Origin of the sequence: Pseudoalteromonas phenolica (assembly GCF_044788725.1) — a bacterium.
GTDB classification, from domain to species: Bacteria; Pseudomonadota; Gammaproteobacteria; order Enterobacterales; family Alteromonadaceae; genus Pseudoalteromonas; species Pseudoalteromonas phenolica_C.
In genome coordinates this window covers 1,427,478-1,452,806 of record NZ_CP173161.1, presented here as the reverse complement: position 1 = coordinate 1,452,806, position 25,329 = coordinate 1,427,478, and the positions used below count along the sequence as shown (strand labels likewise).

The following is a 25,329-nucleotide window of genomic DNA, read 5'->3' as shown; positions in this document are numbered from 1 at the left end:
AAAGGGCCAAAAGGCCCTAAGTCTTGGGGAAGGTATTAATCTTTATCGAAGTAAGTTAAATCGACACCTAGCACCGTCTCTTCAATATGCTGCTCGCACACAGACTCTTGTGTTGTGTCAGATTCTGAATAATCCGGGTCAAAGTATTGATTAATGAGCGATTCACGTCTTTGTGCGTAGTTTGCTTTAATTTCTTCTGAAGCATCACTGTGCAATGATGCAAATGGCTTGAGATTAAAGCCTTGCTCAAGAACTAAATCGGTAGAGCGCAATGCCCCTTCAACCCAACCTTGATAATCAGAGAATGCTTCACCACATGTAAACAGGTTTGGTAATGGCTCAACTAAATCTTTCATCACCTGACGGTCATTAGCACCCACCGCCCATTGATGCACACCATAACCAAATTGTTGTTCGGCTGGCAGATCAAAGTTCACGCTACCTTGCCAAATGCGTGCACTGGTTAAAATTGGTGCGGGTACATAGTGTGTATTAAAGATGTCTTTAAAGAATTTAGTCGCTTGCTCAACAACAGCGACAGTTGCAGGGTACATGTCGCTAGGCACAGCTTCTACAAAGTCGAGTTGATTTGGGTGCTCATATTTAGGGCCTGACGCTTGTAGCGCACTCCAGAAGTTGATGTTCAAGTAGTCACAATAAATCGTCAATGCCGCAGGTTTTTTGTATTTGTCTTGCGCTGTTTTATCGAGCTCAACTTGTACTTTATCAGACGCTGCTTGGCCGCTTTCTTGATACATAAGCTGGGCTGCTAGCTTTTCATCCACAGCATAAAATGGATACACTGAGCCTGTTGGAAGATCAGCAAAGTTAGGACCAAATTCAACGGCAGGACGACCAGTTGAGCCCTCACCCCACCATGCACTATCGTAATAAAGATTAATTTTCAGTAGTGGTTGGTTTGATGCAGTTTGTAAAGTGTTCCAGATTTTTTCGGCGCGCTCTCGGTTGTCACTATTAAAGGCGTTTGATTTTGCAAATAACTTTTCTAGTGCCAAACGCGGTAAACCTAGAATGACTTTATCGGCGCGTAACGTTTTTGTAGAGCCACACTTGCAATTTCCTTGCTGAATTTTGAGTACGTATTCTTGGGCGCAATCATCGAATTCGATACTCTCTACTGAAGTATCTAAATGAATGCGTTCGCTGCCAATTTTATCGACTAATGCATTCGGTAGAGTGCTAAACCCCTTGGTAAATGTTTTGAACTGAACATTCGCGGGAAAGTCTTCTAACAGTTGATAAGCAACACCTGCGTTCATGCCTGATAAGAAGGTACCGTTAAAGCCTAGAACGCGATACAACATGGTTATACACTCTTGGCTGTAGCCCATATCGGTGAATAAATCCCACAGAGACCATTCGTTTAGGCCTTTACCATTCCACTGACAATCTAAGCGGAATCTTTGCCAAAATACAGGGCCGCGGTTTTTAGGTCGATATTTAAATTGTGGATTCGCTTTTAAGATTCGGTTAAAAACAACATTCACAATATCTTTAGGATTTACTCCCTGCTCGCTAGGAGCAAGATTATATAGCTCAGACCAAATAGCATAATCATCTTTTTGCGCGTCATTGACTGAGAAGCTTTCCCCCCTAAAGAACAATCGGTTGTTACCGCCACTATTCATAGGGAATGGTACAATTTGATTTTCTAAATCTAACGCTAAAAACAACGCCATCAATGTATCCATATCATCAAATAAGAATCGCATGCCGCCTTGCTCTTCTTTAACTTCGATGAATTCAGGATCACCAGGTTGATGATGCTGGTTTTTAAAATTAACCAGATCTGAGTCTAAGCGGCCGCCCGTTCTATTTGAACGTTCAAGAATTGCGAAGTCGCTTATTCCCGCTTCATTTTGTAATCGCCATGCACTGTACAGCCCCGACATACCGGCACCGACAATTGCTACTTTTACTTTATCACCATCTTTTAGATTGCTTGCCTTAATACCTGAGCCTAGTTTGTAGTGAGTCATCATAATTCCTTAACATTTTCACTTAAAAATATTGAATGGCGTTAGCCACTTACCATTTAAAAAATCGCAACACTACTCTCTCCATTGAGTAATTAACGCGAAAAGCGCTTCCTTATGAAAATAAAATGTAGCTGATAAGTAGTTAAAGTGTAATTACAAGCAATTACAAAAGTGTGTTGAATACGAAGGCTTTTAAAGATGAGAAGAAATAAAGTATGGGCTAAATGTAATTTAGCCCATTGGTAAGTTTGAAGTTAAAGACCGCCTTTTGTAAGCTTTTCTGGGTTTAATAACTCTGACAGTTCGTCCACTGACAATTCGGTGTGCTCGCTCGCTACATCAACAATCGGGCGCCCTTCTTTGTAGGCTGTTTTCGCGATAAATGCGGCTTTTTCATACCCTATGATTGGGTTGAGAGCTGTTACTAGAATAGGATTTTTTGCCAGTGCTTTATTAACGTTTTCTTCGTTCACATTGAATGTTGCAATGGCTTTATCGGCGAGCAGTCGACTAACATTCGCCAAAATATCGATACTTTCAATAATGTTATGCGCAATCACAGGTAGCATGACATTGAGCTCAAAATTACCTGATTGACCCGCTACCGAAATTGTGGTGTCGTTACCAATCACTTGAGCGCTTACCATGGCTGCCGCTTCAGGAATAACCGGGTTTACTTTACCAGGCATAATTGAAGAGCCCGGTTGCAGTGCTTCAAGTTCAATCTCAGCAAGACCTGCCAGTGGCCCTGAATTCATCCAACGTAAGTCGTTGGCAATTTTCATATTCGCCACAGCCATTGCTTTTAATTGCCCTGAAAGACCCACGATCGCGTCTTGCGAGCCAATATGATAGAAATGATTGCTACTTGGTTTAAAGCGAATACCAATATTTGTACTTAAATATTGCGTGAACACCTTGGCAAATTGTGCATCGGCATTTACACCTGTGCCTACTGCTGTGCCACCTTGTGCAAGTTCGTAGACTCTTTCTACGCTACTTAATATACCTTGGTACGCGCAGTCAATCTGATGCTGCCAACCACCTAAGGTTTGCGCAAATGTTACGGGCATTGCATCCATTAAATGCGTACGACCTGTTTTAACTACATGACCGACTTGTTTAGATTTTTGCTCTATCACTTGTGATAGGTGTTTTAACGCAGGTAATAGCTCATAAACTACAGCAACCGCACTACTGACATGAATAGCAGTTGGGATCACGTCATTTGAGCTTTGACCCATATTTACGTCGTCATTAGGGTGGATCTGAATACCACTTTGCTGTGTTGCAAGTGTCGCGATCACTTCATTGGCATTCATATTTGAGCTTGTACCCGAGCCTGTTTGAAACACATCAACTGGGAATTGATCTAAGTGCTCACCTTCAATAATACTTTGCGCTGCTTTGGCAATTGCCTGTGCTTTATCTTGTGAAAGATGCCCTAGCTCTGCATTTGCCTCGGCCGCCGCTTGTTTAATGTAAGCAAGTGCTCGAATAAACTCTTGCGGCATAGTTAACTTGCTAACTGTAAAGTTATTGACTGCACGCTGGGTTTGCGCTTTATAAAGTGCGGCTTCAGGCACATCTAATACACCCATGCTGTCTGATTCTTGGCGAAATGTAGTCATCTTTGACTCCTATAAAAATGGATTAAATTCACGACACAGCACTCTTGCTTCAAGCTCCAGCGCCAAATATTTTTGTTTATCGGCTTGCTGCTGTTTGTAGAATCGCTTCAAAGCGAGAAGAGGCTTATATAGCTGCTCAAAACATTGCTTTCTGATTGACTCATGTACGAGTGGATCAGCAATTTTATTGAGTAACTCATTGAATACTCTTTTTAAATACAGTTCTTGTAACAATGTGCAATGACTGCTGCCGTACCATTTTGCTAATGCCAAACTGCCCTCAATATATTGAGATACCAAAACAGGTGCTTCTAATTGAGGTCTTCGACAGTGGGTTTTTAAACAAGGTGTGTAACAAGCAATAGTTTCTTTCAAACACATATGAACCGACTTTAAAATCACAATTGATAATCATTATCATTACAGTTAATCAATTGGTTTTCAAGTTTGAATTTGAAGAATTTAAATTGCTGTGAATAATCAGAAGAAAGTTCGGACACTGAGGCAGGAACAAATATGAACAAATTCAGTGATTACGCGGCGTAATTATTTGAATATAAGAGTGATGTAAAATCGCTGCTACCGAGCCACTCCTGTAACACCGACTTTATGTCTGGTACTCAGACTGATATTGAAAATAAACGCGATGTGAAATCGCAGCTACCTAACCACTCCTGTAGCACCGACTTTATGTCGGGTACACAGACTGATAATGAAAAAAAACGCGATATAAAGTCACTGCTACCAAGGCCACTAATGTAGCACCGACTTTATGTCAGGTATGCAGACTTATTTTAAAAATAAACGCGATATAAAATCGCTGCTACCGAGCCACGGCTGTAGCACCGGCTTTATGTCGGGTACGTAGACTGATAATGAAAATAAACGCGATATAAAATCGCTGCTACCAAGCCAATTCTGTAGCACCGACTTTATGTCGGGTAATGAGACTAATAATGAAAATAAACGCGATGCGAAACTGCTGCTAAAGCAATTCTTGAGCAGCAACTTTATTTTGGGCGTTTAAATACAAAAAAAGGAGTGAAATTCACTCCTTTTTTATCATTCAAAACAAGCTAATTGCTTATTTTAATTTGCTGTCTAGCTCTTCGATTTTTGCTTTCCAAATCGCAGGACCTGCAGTGTGCGCGTTGTTACCATCGCTATCAACTGCAACTGTTACTGGCATATCTTCTACTTCAAACTCGTAGATTGCTTCCATACCTAAATCTTCGAACGCTACTACGCGCGCTTTTTTGATTGCTTTAGATACTAGGTAAGCTGCACCACCTACTGCCATTAAGTAGATTGATTTGTTTTGCTTGATAGATTCAACTGTCGCTGGACCACGCTCAGCTTTACCGATCATGCCCACGATACCAGTGTTTTCTAGCATTAGATCGGTGAACTTATCCATACGCGTTGCTGTAGTTGGACCTGCAGGACCTACAGCTTCGTCGCCTACTGCATCAACAGGACCAACGTAATAGATAAACTTGTTCTCGAAATCTACACCTTCAGGTAAACCTTCACCTGACAAGATCATGTCTTGAAGACGCTTATGCGCTGCATCACGACCTGTTAAGATTTTACCTGAAAGAAGAACAGTCTCACCCATCTTCCAATCTAGCGTATCTTCTTTCGTTAGTGTGTCTAAGTTTACGCGACGTGTGTCTTCACCCACTTCAAACGTCAACTCTGGCCAATCTTCAACTTTAGGAGCTTTAAGATCTGCAGGACCTGAACCGTCTAGCGTGAAGTGAACGTGACGTGTTGCTGCACAATTCGGGATCATTACAACAGGCTTAGATGCCGCGTGTGTTGGCGCTGTTTTGATTTTAATATCAACAACCGTTGTTAAACCACCAAGGCCTTGTGCACCAATACCTAACTTGTTAGCACGCTCAAAGATATCTAAACGTAGCTTTTCTTCAGCTGTTTCTGCACCGCGCTCGATTAGCTCGTGAATATCAACCGGATCCATCAGTGACTCTTTCGCTAATACCGCTGCTTTTTCAGCTGTACCGCCGATACCTATACCTAGCATGCCCGGTGGACACCAGCCTGCGCCCATAGTAGGTAGTGTTTTCTCAACCCAAGCAGCAACATCGTCAGATGGGTTAAGCATAACCATTTTAGTTTTGTTTTCTGAGCCGCCGCCTTTCGCTGCGATCATCACTTCAACTTCAGCGCCTGGTACCATGTCGATGTGTACAACTGATGGCGTGTTGTCTTTGGTGTTTTTACGTGCGCCAGCAGGATCAGCAACAATTGATGCACGAAGTGGGTTGTCAGGGCTGTTATAAGCGCGACGTGTACCTTCATCAACCATTTGTTGCACAGTTAAGTCTGTTTTATCCCACTTAACATCCATACCTACTTTAACGAAACACGTAACGATACCTGTGTCTTGACACAGTGGACGCTTGCCTTCAGCAGACATACGAGAGTTAATTAAGATCTGAGCAATCGCATCTTTAGCCGCTTTGCTTTCTTCTTTATGGTAAGCCTTTTCTAACGCTTGAACGAAATCGAGTGGGTGGTAATAAGAGATATACTGCAATGCATCTTCAATGCTGTCGATGAAGTCTTGTTGACGGATCATACTCATGACGGTTCCTTAATAATCGTAAGTCAAATATAGCTTACGCCTTTAACATGTTGACGGTTTTAAGTGATATACACATCACTATTGTAAAACTGGCAAATATGATACCCTCCTCGCCCGTTTCGGGCTAGTTTTCAGGTTCAAGTAAATGATAAATGAGCAAATCAATTGTAAAAAATTAGACATTAAGCTATCTACTGAGTTAGTTTTTGAGCAATTCGCCCATTTGCCTCACGCAGTTTTATTAGATTCAAGTAACGCGCAACACGAAAATAGCCGTTACGACATCATCAGTTTTGAGCCAAAACACCTCGTCGAAGCGAAAAATAAGCACGTGTTTTTGGATGGTAAACAACAAGCACAAAGTTGTTTTGCCATTATGCAATCACTGTTAAGTGATTTATCGAATACACAAACCGCTGAAAATTTACCTTTTACTGGTGGATGGTTAGGTTACTTTGGTTACGACTTGGGTCGTTATATTGAATCCATGCCCGAGTTGGCAATCGAAGACATTAATATGCCTGATATGAGTGCAGGTCTATATTTAGATGCACTGATTTTTGATAATCAGACATCTGAGTGGTTTTATGTTTCTCAGCCAAACTTTGATCGCCTTGACACGTATTTAGCGGCAATTAACAAACAAGCTGCAAAAGCAGTTCCTTTTAAGCTTACTTCTGAGTGGCAATCGAATCTTGATAAAAGTGCTTACGAAAAACAGTTTGATAAAATTCAAGCTTATTTAAAAAGTGGCGACTGTTATCAGATTAACTTAGCTCAGCGCTTTAGTGCTGAATTTAATGGCGCACCTTGGTCAGCCTATAAAACCCTTAGAGCACACAACAAAGCACCATTTGCTGCTTTTATAAATCACCCACGAGGGTCTATTTTATCGGTATCGCCAGAGCGCTTTATTCTTGTGGAAGACGGCAAAGTCGAAACCAAACCAATAAAAGGCACACTGCCTAGGCTAAAAGAAGCGACAGCCGATAAAAAACAAGCCGAAATACTTAAAAATAGCCCTAAAGATCGCGCCGAAAATGTGATGATCGTTGACTTACTCCGTAATGATTTAGGTAAAGTCGCCAAACCGGGCACTGTGACTGTGCCTAAACTATTCGATATTGAAAGCTTCCCTGCTGTTCATCACTTAGTGAGTACCGTACAAAGTGAATTAGCTGAAGGCAAAACCGCTATTGATCAATTAGAAGCGGCTTTTCCTGGCGGCTCTATTACAGGTGCACCTAAAATTCGTGCCATGGAAATTATTGAAGAACTCGAGCCTCACCGTCGCAGTGTATACTGCGGCTCTATTGGTTATATCAGCGCGTGCGGCAAAATGGATACATCAATTACCATTCGTACTTTAGTATGCAGTGAAGATAAAATTCACTGTTGGGCTGGTGGTGGCATTGTTGCTGATTCAAAAGCTGCTTTGGAATATCAAGAAACTTTAGATAAGGTAAACAAAATACTACCTATACTTAGTAATAGTTAGTCGATAATTAAGCCAGGGGGTAAAAGTGAAGTTATCAGACATAATATGCAAATTTAATCTTAGTGCCCCGCTTATTAATTCCAAAGCATATCCCAATACCAGAGCCAGTGCCGTTTTGTTACCACTACTAGAAGTAGATAACAAAGCTGCACTACTATTTTGTAAACGCGCCGCTTATTTAAAACACCACCCGAGCCAAATCTGTTTTCCCGGTGGTAAGTTTGAACAGTTTGATCCGTCATTACAGGCCACTGCAATACGTGAAACCAATGAAGAACTGGGTATTTCTCCAAGTCATATTCAGTCTATCGGCCAATTACCTACCCATAGCACTTTAACTGGCTTTACTATTTCGCCTATTGTCGCAACCTTACAATCGCAAGCAGCCTGGCATACTGATAGCGATGAAGTTGAGCTTGTTTTTACTATCAGCTTGGAGCAATTATTCGATGAAAATAATTGGCAAAGCATAGAGGTTCAACTAGGCGGAAAACCCCGCCAATTCGATATTTTTCCCACTGAACATGGCTTACTTTGGGGTGCGACGGCTAAATTAGTCAAAAACTTTGCTCAACTGGTCAGCTAAGCACCATTCTGAGGGTGCAAAATAGTTACATTGCAATACTTTAACGTTATGATGTGCGTCCGTTCAAAGGCAATGTTGAGTAGAAAAATATGATTAGTGCATTTGATATGTTTAGTATCGGGATTGGCCCGTCGTCTTCGCATACGGTCGGCCCAATGCGCGCCTCACGTCTTTATGTAAAAGATTTACAAGAAAAACAATTAATCGACAAAGTTACTTCTGTCAAAGTTGAACTATATGGTTCACTTGGCCAAACAGGTGTAGGCCACGGCTCAGGAAAAGCTGTGATTTTAGGGTTAGCAGGTTATGACCCTGAAACCATCGATGCCGATGCAGTACCTGAAATTTTAGACACCATCGAAAACGAACAAGTTATCTATTTAGATAAAACTCATAAAGCTAAGTTTCCAAAACAGGGGGCGATTGTTTTTCATCGTCGTAAAACTTTACCTAAGCATTCAAATGCCATGGAAATCTTTGCTTATGCGGGCGATGAGCTACTTCACAGTCAAGTCTACTATTCTATTGGTGGTGGCTTTATCGTAACCGAGCAAGACTTTGATAAAGAAAAACAAGCAGCACTCGATATTCGCGAAGAAAACCCAGCACCTTACCCTTTCAATAATGCTCAAGAGCTATTGGATATGTGTAAAGAAACTGGCCTGAGTGTGTCATCTCTGATGATGGCAAACGAAAAAACACTTCGCGCGGAAAAAGATATTAAAGACGAACTCTTTAACATCTGGAGTGTTATGAAAGCTTGTATTGAGCGTGGTATGCGTACCGAAGGAATTCTACCGGGCGGCTTAAAAGTAAGACGTCGTGCACCAAGCTTATACTTAAAACTAAACGTTGAAAATAACAACGATCCACTACGTGCAATGGACTGGGTTGATTTATTCGCTCTAGCCGTAAACGAAGAAAACGCAGCCGGAGGCCGTGTAGTAACTGCACCGACTAATGGCGCGGCGGGGATCTTACCTGCGGTATTAATGTACTACCATACATTCATCAAAGAAGTCGATGCAGAAATTGCCACACGTTATTTATTAACCGCTGCAGCGATTGGTATTCTTTATAAAAAGAATGCATCAATTTCAGGTGCCGAAGTGGGCTGTCAGGGTGAAGTCGGTGTAGCTTGTTCAATGGCAGCAGGTGCACTCACTGAAATCATGGGTGGTAATGTTGTGCACGTTGAAAATGCAGCAGAGATCGGCATGGAGCATAACTTAGGTTTAACATGTGACCCTGTTGGTGGCTTAGTTCAAGTTCCTTGTATCGAGCGTAACGCTATGGGTGCAGTGAAAGCAATTAACGCTTCTCGTCTTGCTATGCGTGGTACGGGCGATCAAAAAGTATCGTTAGATAAGGTCATTAAGACCATGCTTGATACGGGTAACGATATGAAGACCAAGTACAAAGAGACTGCACGTGGTGGTCTTGCGGTTAATATTATCGAATGTTAATACCAACTACAGTTTAGAGACAAAAAAGGCTGCGATTGCAGCCTTTTTTATTAATAAAAAATTATCCCAATACTCTTAATTAAGCGATCTATTTTGAGGCAAGAAAAACTAGTCGATAACGAGGCGTAAATTTTGCTATTTAGTTGTTCTAAATAAGAAATTTTCAACGACGTTAGCGTCAGTTTTAGTCCCTCAAAATGATTGAGTATTATTGAGGGTTGGTATTACTTCACCGGTAATTTTATGTCTTTAAACAACTCATCAACATCGTCTTGGTTACGAAGTAGACTTGCTTTCTCGACTAATTCTTTTGTTAAGTGAGGTGCAAAACGCTCAATAAAGTCATACATATAACCGCGTAAGAAGCTGCCCTTTCTGAAACCGATTTTAGTGGTGCTCGCTTCAAACAGGTGGCTGGCATCTATACACACTAAGTCAGTGTCAGTTTGTGTATCTATAGCCATGGTTGCCAATACACCAACACCTAGACCTAAGCGAACATAAGTTTTAATCACATCAGCATCAGTCGCTGTAAAGACAATATGTGGCTCTAAACCATGAGCGTTAAACGCTTTATCAAGTTCTGAACGACCAGTAAAACCAAATACATAAGTGATCAATGGATACTTAGCAATATCTTGAACCGATATATTCTTACCTAGCTTCGCCAAAGGATGGTCTTTAGTAACTACGATGCTTCTGTTCCAGTGATAACAAGGAAGCATAACTAAATCGCTATAAAGATGTAATGCTTCAGTTGCAATAGCAAAGTCTGCGTCACCGCGAGCAGCTGCATCGGAGATCTGTTGTGGCGTGCCCTGATGCATATGCAAAGACACTGCGGGATATTTTTTCATGAATCCTTGGATCACACCCGGCAGTGCATAACGCGCTTGCGTGTGCGTTGTTGCTATATTCAATTTGCCTTGATCTGGCAATGTATGCTCGTTAGCAACCGCTTTAATTCCCTCTACTTTAGAGAGTATTTCTCGCGCAATATTGATAATTTCGTTACCAGCAGGCGTAACATGGGTTAGATGCTTACCACTGCGACCAAAAATTTGCACACCGAGTTCATCTTCAAGCATTCTAACTTGCTTTGAAATACCAGGTTGAGATGTATAAAGACTTTCAGCCGTTGCTGACACATTTAAGTTGTGATTGAGGACTTCTACAATATATTTTAATTGTTGTAATTTCATAATATTTTTATTGTTTTAGTTTTTCATGAGCAGCGGCGTCATCGTTGCGCCATAAAGCATTTTGCCCTAATTACCTAAGGCTAGCATATTTACCTCAGTTCAGGTAGCAAATGCCTCATTTGTTTACATCTCTCCATTATTTAAATCTTAAACTATAATAAAAAGCTATGAAATAAATGTATTTTTTATCAGATTATCGTGTTGAACTATTCAGAAAACGATTATTTCATGTAAGATAAAAACGGTTTAAGAACTTTATGATTGAGAAGTCGCTATGCTTGTTCCGATAATTATTATGCTAATCATTGCTTTGATCATCATTGCCGTATGGGTCAGTGCAGTTCAGCAGCATAAAGAGAAGCAAGAAGCAGAAAGAAGAAAAGAGCTCGCAAAACAAAAGCGCATCATTGAAGAATCAGAAGATGTTATTGTAAACAGCAGTAACATTCCTATGTCTGAGTTTATTATTCAAGTACTACAACGCAGAGTGCATGATGCTTTATCGACCATGGTAGAGTTATCACCGACTTCCCGCGAACTTAAAAACCGTTTGCACGAATCAAAAGAAAGAATGAACTCGACACCCGAAAATGCCAATAACTCTGACAACCTAAGTCTACCTGATAGTGACAAACAGTTAATCGCTCTAATTCAAGGCATAAAGAAATTAAGAGGCGTGCTTCGCTCTGAACATTCAAAAGGTAAAGTTGAGACACAAAAGTTTGTTGCTGAAGATAGAAGACTTGAAAAGCTGCAATTGAAAATTAATGTTGAAAGCCAAATTAAGCGTGGTGTTGCCGCCAGAACAGCGAACATGGTTGGCTCTGCGAGACAATACTTCGAAAAAGCTTACGCGACTATATGTGCGGTGACATACACAGATGAATACGTAGCGAGTAAAAAGCAGCAATTAGAGTCTTACTTGAACGAGATAAGTAATGAGCTCAAAGCCTCTAATGCTTCTTCTGTAAAGCAGAAAAAAGAACAAGAGCAAGACGATTTAGATGTATTATTCGCACCAAAGAAAAAGTGGTAACACTTTTTCTTTGGCTCATTGCTAAGCGTTTAACTTAGCGCAAACTTTACTAAGAATAACGCCGTTAATACCCAAACACTCACGGTTATCTCTTCTTTTTTCCCACACACAAATTTTACCGCCGTGTAAGCAATAAAACCCAGTGCAATACCGTGCGCAATTGAGAAAGTAAGTGGTGTCATCAATAACACAACACTGACAGGGATCGCATCAGTCATGTCATCCCAATTCACTAATTTCAAATTTTGCAGCATAAGTACTGCAACATACAAAATAGCGCCTGCTGTTGCATAAGCTGGGATCATTTGAGCTAAAGGTGCAAAGAAAGTCATTAATAAGAAACACACACCCACAACTACCGCAGTTAGACCTGTCCTGCCCCCGACTGAAACACCTGAAACAGATTCGATATATGAAGTCGTGGTTGAAGTGCCCAGCATTGAACCGGCAATTGTCGCCGTACTATCGGCTGATAGTGCACGCCCTAAGCGTGGCATTCTGCCTTGCTCGTCTGCTAAACCTGCTTTTTGAGTCACAGCGACTAACGTACCCGAAGTATCAAACAGATCTACAAACAAAAATGCAAAAACAACACTTAACATTGAAAGTTCAAGTGCACCAGCTATGTCTAGCTGCATGATAGTTGGTGCAATAGAAGGTGGCGCTGATACAAGCCCTTTGTATTCAATTAAACCTAAGCTCCATGCAACCAAAGTAACTACAAAAATACTGATCAAAACGCCGCTTTTTACGTCTCTAAACATTAATGCTGCAATTACGAAAAAACTTAAAATTGCCAATAACGGACCTGCGCTCGTGATATCCCCAAGCTGCACAAGCGTAGCTGGACTTGCAACAATAATTTCAGCATTCTTTAACGCAATGAGTGCCAAAAACGCGCCGATCCCAGTCGCTATTGCCTGCTTTAATACCAGTGGAATAGCATTAATTATCCACTCTCTCACTTTGAACAAGCTTAAGAATAAGAAAATACACCCCGACAAAAAGACCGCACCTAACGCTGATTGCCAAGTGTAACCCATGCCTAATACAACACCATAAGTGAAGAAAGCATTAAGGCCCATACCAGGCGCTAACGCTAAAGGATAGTTTGCCCAAAAACCCATAATAAAGCAGCCTATTGCCGCTGCAATACAAGTGGCAACAAATGCCGCACCAAAATCCATGCCTGTCTGCGCTAACATTGCTGGGTTTACAAACACAATATAAACCATAGTTAAAAAGGTGGTGAGGCCAGCAATTAACTCAGTTTTCACACTAGAGCCTTGATGCTTAATAGAAAATAGCTTTTCGAGCATAGATGTTTCCATTGGTAAAAGTTAAAAGAAATTTATAATTCTTATAAAAGCGGCGCTATTCTAGCGGTTAATGGCAATGATTAAAAATGCAAATCAAGTTTCTATGATCTGAGTTCTTAGAAAGCGATTTGGCTAAGTAGAGAATGACATGCAAGAATGGATGAAAATGATTTTGTAAGCGAAAATTGCAAAAGATCGCCTAACATACAGAAACCTTTAAAAATTAACTGCATATTAAGCATAAAAATATATAATTAAGGATTCATGTGGCAAGAATTTAGCATAGCTTTATATAATGAAGACACAGTAGCTAAGTTTTTGACTACAATATTAATAAGAATTTTAGAATAGGTAGAGTATGGATAAATCGCCAAATACTAGCGCGACGCATCATGACTTAGAGCAGCAATTATTCAATGTGCTTGAGTTTGTTACAACACCGCCAAATGGTGAGCTGCGCTATCCAAAAGAGCATGACTCTGTGACTGCTTATAAAAAAGGCTTGTACTACCTGCAAGAAAAATCCTACCCATTAGCAGCAAAATGGTTGCGTATGGCCGCGATGTCGGGTGATAACAAAGCGCAATTTTATTTGGGCCTTATGTTTATAAAAGGACAAGGCGTGCCTCAAAGTGCATTCCATGCAATGGCTTGGTTATCTCTTGCTCAAAGCCAAGGTGTTGAAGCTGCATCTGCAGTCATAGAACAAATAAAACCGCATTTAACAACCAAGCGAATTAAAGACGCGCATTGCTATGCCGCAACCCTTTATGAACAGATCCATCAACTGCAATTCAATACAGACCTCAACGCCTAAATACATACAGTAGTTTTGTACAGAAAGTACTGTATAAAACTACTGTATAGCTAGCCGCCACTAAATCAAAACTCCACAACAACATCACAACAAAAACATAAACCATTGTTTATTAATATCTTTTTATAAACCCTGTTATTTATTGATTAAAAATTGACATTTTCTTCTTGCATTAAAATACTGTATAAACTACTGTACACAGATACTGTATAAACAACCAGTGAGATGATCATGTTACAGACAACACGTGTTTTACCTAACTCAGTAGAAAAAGCAGAAACGTCGAAAACGGTAAATTTTGTAGAAACACCAGATGAAATTTGTGCCAGCTTAGAGCTGCTTAAGATCATTCACCAATGTAACCACAAGCAAGGTTGGACTCTACTAATCGCCCCTGATCATATTCCGAATAAAGATATGCTCGAAGCAAGTTCAATTGATTCAAGCAAATTACTCGTTATCAGAAAAAAGCATATTGTCGATTTAGAATACGTTCTAAATTCAGCGTTAAATAACGGTAATTTTGCAGCTGTGATCACTTGGACTGATATCACGAACGAGCAGCAACTTTCTCAGATGTGTCTAAGTCAAACTGATATCTCACTTTACTGTTTTACTCAAACTAACAATAAAACGTGTACAATAGAGCGCAAAGCTAGCTAATAAAAAAGACGCTCTTATGTGTTACTGTTCAAATAATCTGCCATATGAATCTTGTTGTGCTGTATTCGTTTCAAAACAACAAACGCCTCAAACGGCAGAGCAATTAATGCGCTCTCGTTATAGTGCTTATGCAACAAATAATGCTCAATATATTTTAGAAACCTATGCCAGAACTGAGCAGCAAAAACATGAACTTGAGGATATTGCTGCATTTGGTTCTTATGCCGAATTTATAAATCTAGAAATTATTACGACTAAAAGTGAGGCTGAATTTGATTATGTTGAATTTAAGGCTCATTACTTGGCTGATGGAAAACATTGCCAGATCCATGAAATATCTCGATTTATAAAAGAGCAAGGTGAATGGAAATACCTTGATGGTGAGTTGTTTGATGTGCCTGAAATAAAAATATCAAGAAATGACCCATGTCCATGTGGCAGCGGTAAGAAATTTAAAAAGTGCCACGCTAACTAATCTCTCTTTCTTAATTAATCAGGCGGACAGCTGTATCGCCTGCTGCATTTCTCCACTTTCTAATTGATCATAGAAACCAACTGCATCCATTTTTGGCTTGTCAGCTTCCAACATTCCCGCTCTTTTAGCTAATATTTTAGCTTGTACGGTCGGCTCACAGTTATCAAGAACAACTAAATCAATATGCTTTTTATCATCTCTAATATGTAAAGGCTCAGGATCAAGGCAATTTCTTAAACGTAATTCAGTTAAACCTTGTTCATGAAGTAAGCGACTGTTGTGCTCACCTATCAACATATCGAATTTTTCAGGGGCCATTTTTTGCTGGGGACCAATTTGTAATTCTTTTTTTAATGCTGACTCACTGCGATCTGGCTCGCTTGTTTCTGACTCTGGTAAATGAAATTCACTGAAGTCGAGCACATTAGGTGAAAGCATAGCCAAACAAAGCGCAAAGTCAGCACGACGATCTTGCGCCACACTTTTTGCTAGTGTGTCACCGAGCTGATGTTCCTTGTTTAAAATACGCTCTAATTGCATAGAGTTTCACCGATTATTTCAAAAGTTATATTTTTATCGGCATTTTTTAAATTTTCTTTAGTTGTTTTCTTTACTTAATAAAAAACTTTGTTATTATCAGCGCCGTTGTTTAGGAGGGGTTCCCGAGCGGCCAAAGGGATCAGACTGTAAATCTGACGGCTCTGCCTTCGCTGGTTCGAATCCAGCCCCCTCCACCATAACAACACAATACAACTTGGAGGGGTTCCCGAGTGGCCAAAGGGATCAGACTGTAAATCTGACGGCTCTGCCTTCGCTGGTTCGAATCCAGCCCCCTCCACCAAGTTGTACAAAATTAGTTATCCCCCTGTGGAGGGGTTCCCGAGCGGCCAAAGGGATCAGACTGTAAATCTGACGGCTCTGCCTTCGCTGGTTCGAATCCAGCCCCCTCCACCACTTCTTATTTATTCACTGAAACTAAACCTTACTCAATCATCAGTTTTTTTCCGTTATCGTTAAACCACTTTCTCGCTGATTTATAATTTCCATACTGTTTTTCGACAAGCATCCAGAACTGTGCGTTATGTGCTAACACATGACAATGAGCAAGTTCATGAATAATCACATAATCAATCATCTCTGTTGGTGCACCTGCTAGTAAGCAATTAAAGGTTAAAGCTTGCTTGCTATTACAGCTCCCCCAACGACTTTTATACTCTCTAACTTTTACACTTGAAATAGAACAGCCCATCGCTGTGCTAAAGCGCGCCAGCTTGGTGTTCAAATATTCTGATAATTGTGAGCCCAAGAAAGTGATTATTGCTTTTCTGCACTCTACTTGCTGTCTTTCCAGATCAGAAGGTAAACAAATACGTCTTTCTTCATGGCTAACCACCATCTTTTGGACATTTGAATAATCAACATCGTATGTTTGCCCGAATAACAACAGCTTTCTTGTTCTTAAAGGGTCTTGTTTGCTTGGCAGTTGCTGCAACTTAGACTGTTGTGATTGCACCCAGTTATTTTTCGTTTCAAGCCATTGTCGAAGTGAGTTTTGACAAACCTTGAAAGGCGCTGAAACTATCACTCTTTCTGGAGTGACTTTAATCGCAACCGACTTTCGACGCTTGCTTAGCTTTAATTCATATTCAAACATTATTAAGAAAATTTTTTACTTCACATTCAATACCATAAATTTGCTGCTACCTTTAGTGTAATAAGACTTTAAAGGGGTTAATTTATGAATGATAAACCTACTTGCCAATATCAATCTCCTGATGGTCATAAATGCCAAGAAATCGATATGGGTTCTGGTCTTTGCTTTTGGCATGATGCAAAGTTTGATAAAAGTGGGCTTGAATTATCGCAAAAACTTGAACGTTATGCCAAGCGTGGTGGTTTACTACAAGGCCTAGAATTAAAAAGAGCGAACTTAGAAGGTCTAAACCTAGTTAAGCATGATGATCATCATGGCTATGATTTATCTTATAGCAATTTTTACCGGGCAAACCTTCGTGGAGCACACTTATTTAATAACAAAATTGAAAACGCTTCTTTGATGAAAGCAGAGCTTCATGATGCAAGCTTACACTGCTGCAAACTGTCTAACTCAAATTTACTCGGAGTGAAGTTAAACAATACCCGCATCGATAACATTGATTTAAGTGGAAAACTACAGCAAGAAAATGAGGCCATATTAGCAAGCAAAGAAAAGCGCCTAGATGATGCCGCTGATTTTTACCTTCAATCTGAAGAAACTTACCGTATATTAAGAAAAGGTGCTGAACAACAAGGTTTATTTGAAATGGCTGGTAACTATACTTATCAAGAGTTACGCATGCGCCATTATCAATATCCTAAAAATTCAAAAAAGCGCTTTGTTAGTGCTGCTGTTAATTTACTATGCGGATATGGGGAGAAACCCGAAAACGTTATCCGTTTTAGCTTATCAATGATTGTGTTTTGTGCCTTTATGTATTTTATGTTTGGGATCAGCTATCAAGACCAGATATTGGCGGTTAATTTCTCAGAGCCTTTTAGTGATAACATCAGCGCCTTACTCAATAGTATCTACTTTAGCGTTGTGACATTCACGACCTTAGGATACGGAGATATTACCCCAATAGGCTTTTCTCGCTTCATTGCTACAATTGAGGCCTTTATAGGTAGTTTCTCTTTAGCACTATTCGTTGTGGTCTTTGTAAAGAGAATGACGCGCTAATCGCGCCATTCACTTCACAAATACATACTAAAATTTAAAACTGACTTCTAGAGTAACTTTAAATATTTAAGTAATCTGCATTACTCGTCTTTTGGCCAGTTAAATGGAATACTGGGAACAGTAAGCCCTCTCGCAGCCAATGCTTCTGGTACTGTCAGGCTAGTATCTGAAGAGCCCCACAAATCATTCGTAAATACTAAACTGCTATCTTCGGCAGCGATGTCACCTAAAACACCACTTAAATCTATATCAAATAAGAAACTACCTGAACCATCATAGTCACAATTTGTTGTCGGCGCATATTCAATATTGGCTCTATGATCATTGCCAAGATAAACACTTAAACTAGCATCATATTCAAAGAATTGTCTTTGAGTTTTAGCAACCAGCGCATGGCTTGCACCTGGTCCAGCCCAATTACATATAAACCCTTGGATCCAACCGTCAGTGTCTGTGACTTGTTCACCATAGCCAAAATGTGCTTCACCGTTATCTAAACTTGCATCATTAAACCCTATATTAAAGATCCGGCTGTGAGAGTCGTTCACACCCGCTTGCCAGACATAGCTGTAACTACCAGCAAGAGAAGTTAAATCGAAATCAGCACCTAAAATTGCAAAATTTTCACTCCAACCATCGCTGTTAGAAGTGCTATACGTATTATCAACATCTACTAAACCATTACTGTTAAATACTCCTGTGGCACTGTGACCGCATAATGTGGCATTTCTTAATTGTAAGTTCATCTCATCATCTGCTCTTTCATACGCGAGAGACGCTGCGAACGTCCGTTCATTTTGACTACAATTAAACCCTGGCCACTCTATACCTGCCACGCCTTGCTTCCCTTCAACCGTGTATTGTAATAACCCTGTATATTCCGTTTCTTCTGAACTAGGCGTATGAGACATTGAAATAGTAATTTGATAGTCATTTCCTGACACTTGATAGTCCATTTCTGCATTGTACGTCCAGGTATCTGATGCAAGAGAAATGCTCGCGGAATCGAAGCTAACACTGGTTATCCCGTGGGCATTCATATAAGTAGTGAGATCAAGCGTTGCGCCCTCTTCAGGCAAAGATTCACCTTCGCTGTCTGCTACACTAATAAAACTCGCAATAACCATTAATGCCATTTGTGTTTGCGATTCAACACCAGAGAGCAGTGCATTTACTTGCGATACGGCGCAAGCGTTCCCACTGCTATCTTCTGCAAGCCACAAACCCAAATCACCACTGGGTAACGTACCTGAACTACTGCCTGTACCACTCGCTTCAGGATGATCCTGATACATTAACTTGGGACCAAAACAATCTGAGTTAATGCTAACTTGATAGAAAGAGGCAACATCAAACGCATCTGAAATAGCAAGTTCCCCTGCTAACACCTGCCCTATTTGCTCCGTTGCGGAAAAATAACTAGAGACAGTTGGACCAAAGAGAGGTGTACTTGGCGCGTAACTCGGGCTGGATTTTGCGCGTTTTTGCTGAGTACTGTCAGCAAAAGGTGATGACACCATTAAACTAGTAGGAAAACGTAAAGCGACTTTAGGCGCTTCAGTTTCGTCATTCGTTGAATGAGTTGGCTCTGGGGTAGGTGTCATATTCTGACTATCTTCAGAGCTACTTGAACCGCAGCCTGATAGACATAGTGAAACAGTTAAAACAGCGGGCAGGTAAGGCTTCATACTACAAACTCCGTAATTGGCTTTAATAAAACGATTAGCAAAGCCTCAGAAAATTGCAAAACCCCTTTTTAAAATTGTAGACATACTCTCTGTAAATACGATCTAGATTGTGTTTATTTCTCTTAACCTTAGCAGCATCAAGCCAATATATTAGGCGCAAAATGCTCACAATAACTTACTGTTTCTTACAATTCGAAGCGTGATTTCGAATTGCTCTTTAAGTGATAAAAAGCCGCTACATGCGGCTTTTAACTTTATTTGTTGCTTGGCTATTAGCTGGGTCATCGGGCCAATAATGTTTTGGATAACGCCCTTTCATTTCTTTTTGCACCTCTTTATAGCTATTTCCCCAAAAGTGCGCTAAATCTTGCGTTAACTGTAATGGCCTTTGCGCAGGCGACAATAGCTCCATTAATAATGATAGACGCCCTTCACACAGTCTAGGGGTTTCTAGCATACCAAACACCTCTTGCATGCGAACACTGAGTTTAGCGGGTCCATCAAGTTGATACGTTAACTTAATATTTGACCCCGAAGGCACTTTAATTCTTGTTGGTAAATAGTGTTCAAGCGCTTGTTGCTGTTGCCAATCTAAGCAGCTCATTAATGCGTCTTTTAATGACATATTAATTAGGTTATCAAACTGCTTTATTTGCTCCACATAAGGGACTAACCACGTTAAATCATTTAGCAACGATTGTTCTGCCAAATCTTTAAACTGTTGGGGGTAATATTTACATGCCAAGCCAAACCTTGTTAGTAACTGCTCACACTCGCTATAGTTTTTAAATAACGATAAACCTTGATTTTTTATTAGTTCTAACCAAGCTTGAGTTCTCGCCTCAGTATCTATTTCTTGTTTGCTCTGTGTGGCAGAAAGTACAATTTGCCCAAGCATTTTTCTATCTTCATGAATGAACCTTTTCTTGCGTGGATCAAACTCGCAAACGGTTGTGTCTGAGATTAAATAAGGTAGGTAACTTTCAAGCTCATCAAGGTGCAATTGTACAGCAGAAAATATATGCGCCCCTTTTTGTCCCCCTAAAGAAACAACAGCCAAATAGTCCGCTGTCGGCCACATTGTTTCTTTGACTTGCACGCCGGCCCCATTTGCCATTAAAAAACCTTGCCCACGGCGCTTCGCCACTCTGTCTGGATAAGCCAATGCCACCAAAATTGGCAAAGCGGACATTGGTAAGTTTTGCTGCTTGCTGACATTTAAGCGGCGGCACCAATACTGAAAAACGTGCTTAAAACTTGCAGAGGGTTGTGCCAACATGCTCGCTAACGCAATACTGAGATCAAACTCCTGTTGTTTTCCCTGTTCCCACATGCTGACCAGTGCGCATGCCAGCGTGCAACAGCCAGGAATTTGGGTTTCAAGTTCACGCGATTTTAATAGCATATGTGCATAACGAGGTTCAGTGCCAAAGCTATGAATTTGCGTGCCGAACTTAGTTAACTTACCATCAGCATCTAATGCTTCTAACATTTGCAGTAATTGTTTTGCTTGTTTGAGTTGTGCATTTGAAGGCTGATCAAGTAAAGGCAATTCGGTGATATCACAACCCCATATTTTTGCCTCAAGCATTAAGCTACTAATGTCAGATGTTTTTATTTGTGGTAAATCATGTGCTACACGACGGTCAAAATGCGCCTTTTCACCAAGACGATAAACCACTCCCGGCTCAATTCGCCCTGCTCTACCTGCACGTTGAATAGCTGAAGCTTTTGAGATTGATTGCGTATGAAGTTCACTGACGCCTGTATTTAAGTTATAAACAGCAGCACGCTTTTTACCACTATCAACTACAACTCGAACGCCTTCAATGGTCAAAGATGTTTCGGCTACGTTAGTGGTGAGCACTATTTTTCTGCGCCCATTTGGGGCGGGTGCAATCGCGGCTTGCTGCTGCTGCTTGTTTTGCTCACCAAATAAGGTAACGACATCAATGTCGTTATCAAGAGTACCTAGGTTTTTAGCAACAAAATTGATCTCTTTTTGGCCTGGCAGAAAAACCAAAATGCTCCCTTCTTGCTCTTCTACCGCGCGCTTAACCAAAGCAGGCATTGCAGCAAGCCAATCAGCTTCATTACGAAATGGTGCATACACTTCATCAATTGGAAAACTGCGCCCTTCTGAGCTGATCAACGGGCATTCTAAAAAGCTTTGATAACGCTCTGAATCTAATGTTGCTGACATGACTAAAATTTTTAAGTCATCTCTTAATCCAGTTTGGCTTTCAAGTGATAAAGCAAGTGCCGTGTCTGCTTGCAAAGAGCGCTCATGAAATTCATCGAAAATTAGCAAATCAACCCCTTCAAGCTCAGGGTCTTGTTGGATCATTCGCGTCAAAACACCTTCTGTGACGATTTCTAACTTTGTTTTACTGCTTACTTTTGCTTCTTGTTTTATCCGTAGACCAATTTGCTCGCCAACCGCTTCTCCTAATTGTGACGCCAGAAAATTGGCAATATTACGCGCAGCTAATCGGCGCGGCTCTAGCATCACTATTTTATTAAATTGAGAAGACAACATGAGTTGCAAAGGCAACCAAGTAGACTTACCAGCTCCAGGAGGAGCCTGTAATAACACTCTTGGATGAGAAGACAGGGATAGGACTAATTGCGAGTAAACAGATTCAATCGGCAGCACAAACACACTCTTTGTGAAAATCTTTTTGCCAAGTTTATCATGTTAGAGGCTGTTGATTATATCTTCTCTGTTCGAAATAGCCTGCAACTTATTTTGTTTCACAAGTCGTTTTGCGTCTTTGATAATGGTATCTGCTGCAATAGGTTCATCGATATGTAACTCAGTGATCCCTACCCATGCATTTCGTCCACCATGTTTTGCACTATACAAACAAAAATCTGCTAACTCTAAGGTTTGCTCCCAATCAAGGATGATGCTATCTCTCAACAGGGGGTAAGGGGTAAACCCAAGGGAAGCCGTAACCGCTATGTTTTGATTATTTTCAGTAAAAGAATGGGATTCGATGCTGACTCTGATCCTTTCAAGAATTTCAGCAGCCGCTTCACGAGAAATATTAGGCATAACCAGTAAAAACTCTTCACCTCCCCAGCGGATAATCACATCATTTTGCCTTATCGCATGTTTAAGTAAGTCGACAAACGATTTAAGCACACCATCCCCTGCACTATGGCCAAATGTATCATTGATACTTTTAAAGTGGTCAATATCTATCAGGCATAGAATGGTCGATTCCATAAAGCTTTCATGAGGTAAATACTCATCAATATGGGTAAAGATAAAATGGCGATTGTAAGCACCGGTTAAGCTATCTGTGTAGCTCATTGCTTGTAATTGTTTATTTCTAATCGCAAGCTCTTTCGTTCGCTCTGCCACTTGCTGCTCTAACATTTTTAATGTCCGTTTATTTTGCCAGCGCCAATACATAAAAAATAGCAAAGCGAAAAATAGCACCACTAATAAAATAATACGTTGTTGTAAAAGCGCGGTATTTTCTATGGCTTGCTTTTGTTGTGTGATCTGCTGCTGCTTTAACGCGTTATCTTTTTCTAGAAGCGTTAACTGCTGCCTTTGTTGCTCAAAATCAAACTTAGCTTCAAGTTGCAAAAGTTTGTTATTACGTTTTTGCAGGTCGAGCGCCTTTTGCGTAAATGCATATCGCTTTAAATACAAATGTGCCCATTGGTAATCTTGAATTTGCGCAAAGCTAGATGCAAGCGTATGTTGCAATTGTGCTTGCTCTTCTAAAAAACGCGTATGGAATGTACTCTGAAGTCCATCTTGCGCCGTCAATATAGCCTTAGTAAAAAAACCAGCCTGCAAAAAAACCTTAGCCTGCAGCACCTTAATCATTAACTGCGTGTAATGCTGCTGGGTCCCTATGTTGTATTGGGTTATTTGATCAACCAAGCTTTGTGCTCCAATGTGATCGCCCAAATTGAGTTTTATTTTAGCCTTTTCAATTAAAAGCTCGACAAATACATCTTTGCTCATGTTTGGCTTGCTGATCGCATTGTCTAATACATAAAGTGCTTGCAAGTAACTACCTTGGCTAAAGTAAATTCTTGCTTTCCAAAGACAGATCCGTGATCGTAGCGTGCTCACCTTAGGCAATTGCACAGCCAACAAGTCGATTTTCTGCATTTTCTCTTTCGCTTGTTTAAAACGCTCCAGAGACACCTCAAGACGAACAATTGATAAATAAACGCTGATCAACAAGCTGGGATCTTTTAGTTCTGTTGCAATATCAAGAGCTGCTTGGTTTAACGCTAAACTTTCTCTGTAATCACCATAGCGGTGTTTTAACAAAGCGACTAGTAATAAAGCTTCGGCTTGAACTTTCGCGTTACTTGCAGCTTGAGCTTCTTGCTCTAATATTTTTAAGTTTGGTAGCAACTTTAAGTCGTATGTTGCTAATACCGCTTTTTTATATATTTCCAGTTTCGCAGGTAACTCAGCAAAACTTTTAGTTTGTAATTTTGCAGAGCTAGGTTTGCTTGACACTTCAAAGCAAAAGAAAAATACAATTAATGCTATAAAGCCATGAGTATATTTGATCATTGTTGCCCCGGATTTAGCATTTGAATATTAATCGTTTGCCAATCCGTGACTTTTTCATTGATGAAACCTGACTGCTTTAGCGCTTTTTCAATGGTGCCATTTGCACGCAGCAAAGCGAGTCCTTTGTTGAGAGCCTGAAACACGCGTTTCCCTTCTGGATGTCGTTTACTCACCACAAAATGCCGAGAATCAGGTAAAAATACTTTCAAGTTGTTAATCGGTACATAAAGCCGATTTTCAAAATTCAATTCTAATGTGTCACTTACACTAAAGTTAATCAGCATGGTATCTACTACATTGGTTTCAACCATTTCTAACATGGTTTCCCAAGGGCCAATAAAGCTGACAATATTTAAATCGGTATTATGCAATGCTCGCCAATCTACTTTCCATCTCGGGTTTGCCACGACAGTGAGATCCTCAAGCTGAGATTTTTCTAAATTATGTAAATGAACGTTTCTTTTTGGTACATAGAGTCCCGCTTCATATTCTCCAAACTTAACCAGAGGTTCACTGACATAAAGAGAACCGCGGTAATCAAGAATGTCTTCATGCCACACAGAGCGCGCTAAAATTAAACTATCACCAGCAATTAAATCTGAGTATTCCATGATATTTATCGATGGCTTAGGATTGAAGATGATTGTTCTATCTAAGCCACCTAACACAAGAGCTTGCTGTAATAAGATCATTTCAACAATCTCAATGTGCGAGCCCTTTGTAGATGCATGAAAGTCGGTAATGTCTAATGGCGAGCGACCATTCAAAAAGCTTTGATAGCGATGAGTAAAGTTTTCACTTTGCATGATATCCACCACTAAAGGGGTTTTAGCAACTGCAAAGTTTGGTAGTAAAAAGGATATTAGGAGTACAACAAAACGCATAGATAACACCATCGAACAAAGCGCTCTATGCACTTTTTGTGAACATTATATGAGCGACAGTATTAATATCAACAAATTTAATGCAAAAGGATTAAATAAAAACGGCCGAACAACACAAAAACTTTACAATATGAAAGATTTAAAGCATAAAAAATCACCTAAATACATTTTCTTAATAT

20 protein-coding genes and 3 tRNA genes are annotated in these 25,329 nt (G+C 40.3%); 11 read left to right on the top strand and 12 right to left on the bottom strand.

Annotation, left to right across the window (positions count from 1 at the left end):
- Positions 1-35: 35 nt before the first annotated feature.
- The 4 genes from ACH784_RS06755 to ACH784_RS06740 form a co-directional block, all read right to left on the bottom strand.
- Entirely contained in the window at positions 36-2,000 is a 1,965-nt protein-coding gene (locus ACH784_RS06755) for an FAD-dependent L-amino acid oxidase (RefSeq protein ID WP_404394489.1), read from the bottom strand.
- 254 nt (positions 2,001-2,254) lie between these two features.
- Complete coding sequence (locus tag ACH784_RS06750) at positions 2,255-3,631, bottom strand: class II fumarate hydratase (RefSeq protein ID WP_404394486.1); 1,377 nt, start codon at positions 3,629-3,631, stop codon at positions 2,255-2,257.
- A 9-nt stretch (positions 3,632-3,640) separates the two neighbouring features.
- Positions 3,641-4,012 (bottom strand): hypothetical protein, encoded by a 372-nt coding sequence (locus ACH784_RS06745; RefSeq protein WP_349285932.1) that lies wholly within the window; start codon positions 4,010-4,012, stop codon positions 3,641-3,643.
- Positions 4,013-4,715: 703 nt separating this feature from the next.
- Positions 4,716-6,242: a fumarate hydratase gene (locus ACH784_RS06740; protein WP_130255919.1), complete on the bottom strand. Its 1,527-nt coding sequence runs from the start codon at positions 6,240-6,242 to the stop codon at positions 4,716-4,718.
- 145 nt (positions 6,243-6,387) lie between these two features.
- Between ACH784_RS06740 and pabB the strand changes: the two genes are divergently transcribed.
- The 3 genes from pabB to ACH784_RS06725 all read left to right on the top strand — a co-directional run bounded on the left by pabB (position 6,388) and on the right by ACH784_RS06725 (position 9,792).
- Positions 6,388-7,740, top strand: coding sequence for an aminodeoxychorismate synthase component I (gene pabB, locus ACH784_RS06735; protein ID WP_404394483.1), 1,353 nt, complete (start codon positions 6,388-6,390; stop codon positions 7,738-7,740).
- A gap of 25 nt (positions 7,741-7,765) precedes the next feature.
- Positions 7,766-8,326: a CoA pyrophosphatase gene (locus ACH784_RS06730; protein ID WP_404394480.1), complete on the top strand. Its 561-nt coding sequence runs from the start codon at positions 7,766-7,768 to the stop codon at positions 8,324-8,326.
- 89 nt (positions 8,327-8,415) lie between these two features.
- Positions 8,416-9,792 (top strand): L-serine ammonia-lyase, encoded by a 1,377-nt coding sequence (locus tag ACH784_RS06725; protein WP_404394478.1) that lies wholly within the window; start codon positions 8,416-8,418, stop codon positions 9,790-9,792.
- Between the two features lie 224 nt (positions 9,793-10,016).
- On the opposite strand, the gene cysB is transcribed toward ACH784_RS06725, so the two are convergent.
- Positions 10,017-10,994: an HTH-type transcriptional regulator CysB gene (gene cysB / locus ACH784_RS06720; RefSeq protein WP_404394476.1), complete on the bottom strand. Its 978-nt coding sequence runs from the start codon at positions 10,992-10,994 to the stop codon at positions 10,017-10,019.
- A gap of 274 nt (positions 10,995-11,268) precedes the next feature.
- Between cysB and ACH784_RS06715 the strand changes: the two genes are divergently transcribed.
- The gene (locus ACH784_RS06715) at positions 11,269-12,030 is read left to right on the top strand and encodes a hypothetical protein (protein ID WP_404394474.1); all 762 of its coding nucleotides are present in this window, start codon (positions 11,269-11,271) and stop codon (positions 12,028-12,030) included.
- 29 nt (positions 12,031-12,059) lie between these two features.
- On the opposite strand, the gene ACH784_RS06710 is transcribed toward ACH784_RS06715, so the two are convergent.
- Positions 12,060-13,349: an NCS2 family permease gene (locus tag ACH784_RS06710; RefSeq protein WP_404394472.1), complete on the bottom strand. Its 1,290-nt coding sequence runs from the start codon at positions 13,347-13,349 to the stop codon at positions 12,060-12,062.
- Between the two features lie 358 nt (positions 13,350-13,707).
- Between ACH784_RS06710 and ACH784_RS06705 the strand changes: the two genes are divergently transcribed.
- From ACH784_RS06705 to ACH784_RS06695, 3 genes are all read left to right on the top strand, one after another.
- Entirely contained in the window at positions 13,708-14,166 is a 459-nt protein-coding gene (locus ACH784_RS06705) for a tetratricopeptide repeat protein (RefSeq protein ID WP_404394469.1), read from the top strand.
- Positions 14,167-14,397: 231 nt separating this feature from the next.
- Positions 14,398-14,829, top strand: coding sequence for a SulA-like leucine-rich domain-containing protein (locus ACH784_RS06700; protein WP_404394467.1), 432 nt, complete (start codon positions 14,398-14,400; stop codon positions 14,827-14,829).
- Positions 14,830-14,845: 16 nt separating this feature from the next.
- Entirely contained in the window at positions 14,846-15,304 is a 459-nt protein-coding gene (locus ACH784_RS06695; RefSeq protein ID WP_404394465.1) for a YchJ family protein, read from the top strand.
- 18 nt (positions 15,305-15,322) lie between these two features.
- On the opposite strand, the gene ACH784_RS06690 is transcribed toward ACH784_RS06695, so the two are convergent.
- A complete protein-coding gene (locus tag ACH784_RS06690; RefSeq protein ID WP_404394462.1) occupies positions 15,323-15,844 on the bottom strand; it encodes a VC2046/SO_2500 family protein in 522 nt (173 codons plus the stop codon).
- A gap of 112 nt (positions 15,845-15,956) precedes the next feature.
- Here ACH784_RS06690 and ACH784_RS06685 point away from each other — a divergent pair.
- The 3 genes from ACH784_RS06685 (at position 15,957) to ACH784_RS06675 (ending at position 16,258) form a co-directional block, all read left to right on the top strand.
- Positions 15,957-16,041, top strand: a tRNA-Tyr gene (locus ACH784_RS06685).
- 19 nt (positions 16,042-16,060) lie between these two features.
- Positions 16,061-16,145, top strand: a tRNA-Tyr gene (locus ACH784_RS06680).
- Between the two features lie 28 nt (positions 16,146-16,173).
- Positions 16,174-16,258: transfer RNA gene (locus tag ACH784_RS06675), tRNA-Tyr, on the top strand.
- A 28-nt stretch (positions 16,259-16,286) separates the two neighbouring features.
- On the opposite strand, the gene ACH784_RS06670 is transcribed toward ACH784_RS06675, so the two are convergent.
- On the bottom strand, positions 16,287-16,958 hold the full coding sequence (locus ACH784_RS06670; protein WP_404394460.1) for a M48 family metallopeptidase: 672 nt from the start codon (positions 16,956-16,958) through the stop codon (positions 16,287-16,289).
- Between the two features lie 84 nt (positions 16,959-17,042).
- On the opposite strand from ACH784_RS06670, the gene ACH784_RS06665 reads away from it, so the two are divergent.
- Entirely contained in the window at positions 17,043-18,023 is a 981-nt protein-coding gene (locus tag ACH784_RS06665) for an ion channel (RefSeq protein WP_404394458.1), read from the top strand.
- 80 nt (positions 18,024-18,103) lie between these two features.
- On the opposite strand, the gene ACH784_RS06660 is transcribed toward ACH784_RS06665, so the two are convergent.
- The 4 genes from ACH784_RS06660 to ACH784_RS06645 all read right to left on the bottom strand — a co-directional run bounded on the left by ACH784_RS06660 (position 18,104) and on the right by ACH784_RS06645 (position 25,150).
- Positions 18,104-19,711 (bottom strand): hypothetical protein, encoded by a 1,608-nt coding sequence (locus ACH784_RS06660; RefSeq protein WP_404394455.1) that lies wholly within the window; start codon positions 19,709-19,711, stop codon positions 18,104-18,106.
- A gap of 235 nt (positions 19,712-19,946) precedes the next feature.
- Positions 19,947-22,367 carry an ATP-dependent helicase HrpB gene (gene hrpB, locus ACH784_RS06655; RefSeq protein ID WP_404394451.1) on the bottom strand — a complete coding sequence of 807 codons (2,421 nt, stop codon included), beginning with the start codon at positions 22,365-22,367 and terminating at the stop codon, positions 19,947-19,949.
- Between the two features lie 42 nt (positions 22,368-22,409).
- The gene (locus tag ACH784_RS06650; protein ID WP_404394448.1) at positions 22,410-24,266 is read right to left on the bottom strand and encodes a GGDEF domain-containing protein; all 1,857 of its coding nucleotides are present in this window, start codon (positions 24,264-24,266) and stop codon (positions 22,410-22,412) included.
- Entirely contained in the window at positions 24,263-25,150 is an 888-nt protein-coding gene (locus ACH784_RS06645) for a hypothetical protein (protein ID WP_404394445.1), read from the bottom strand. Before ACH784_RS06645 ends, ACH784_RS06650 begins: the two co-directional genes overlap by 4 nt.
- Positions 25,151-25,329 lie beyond the last annotated feature (179 nt).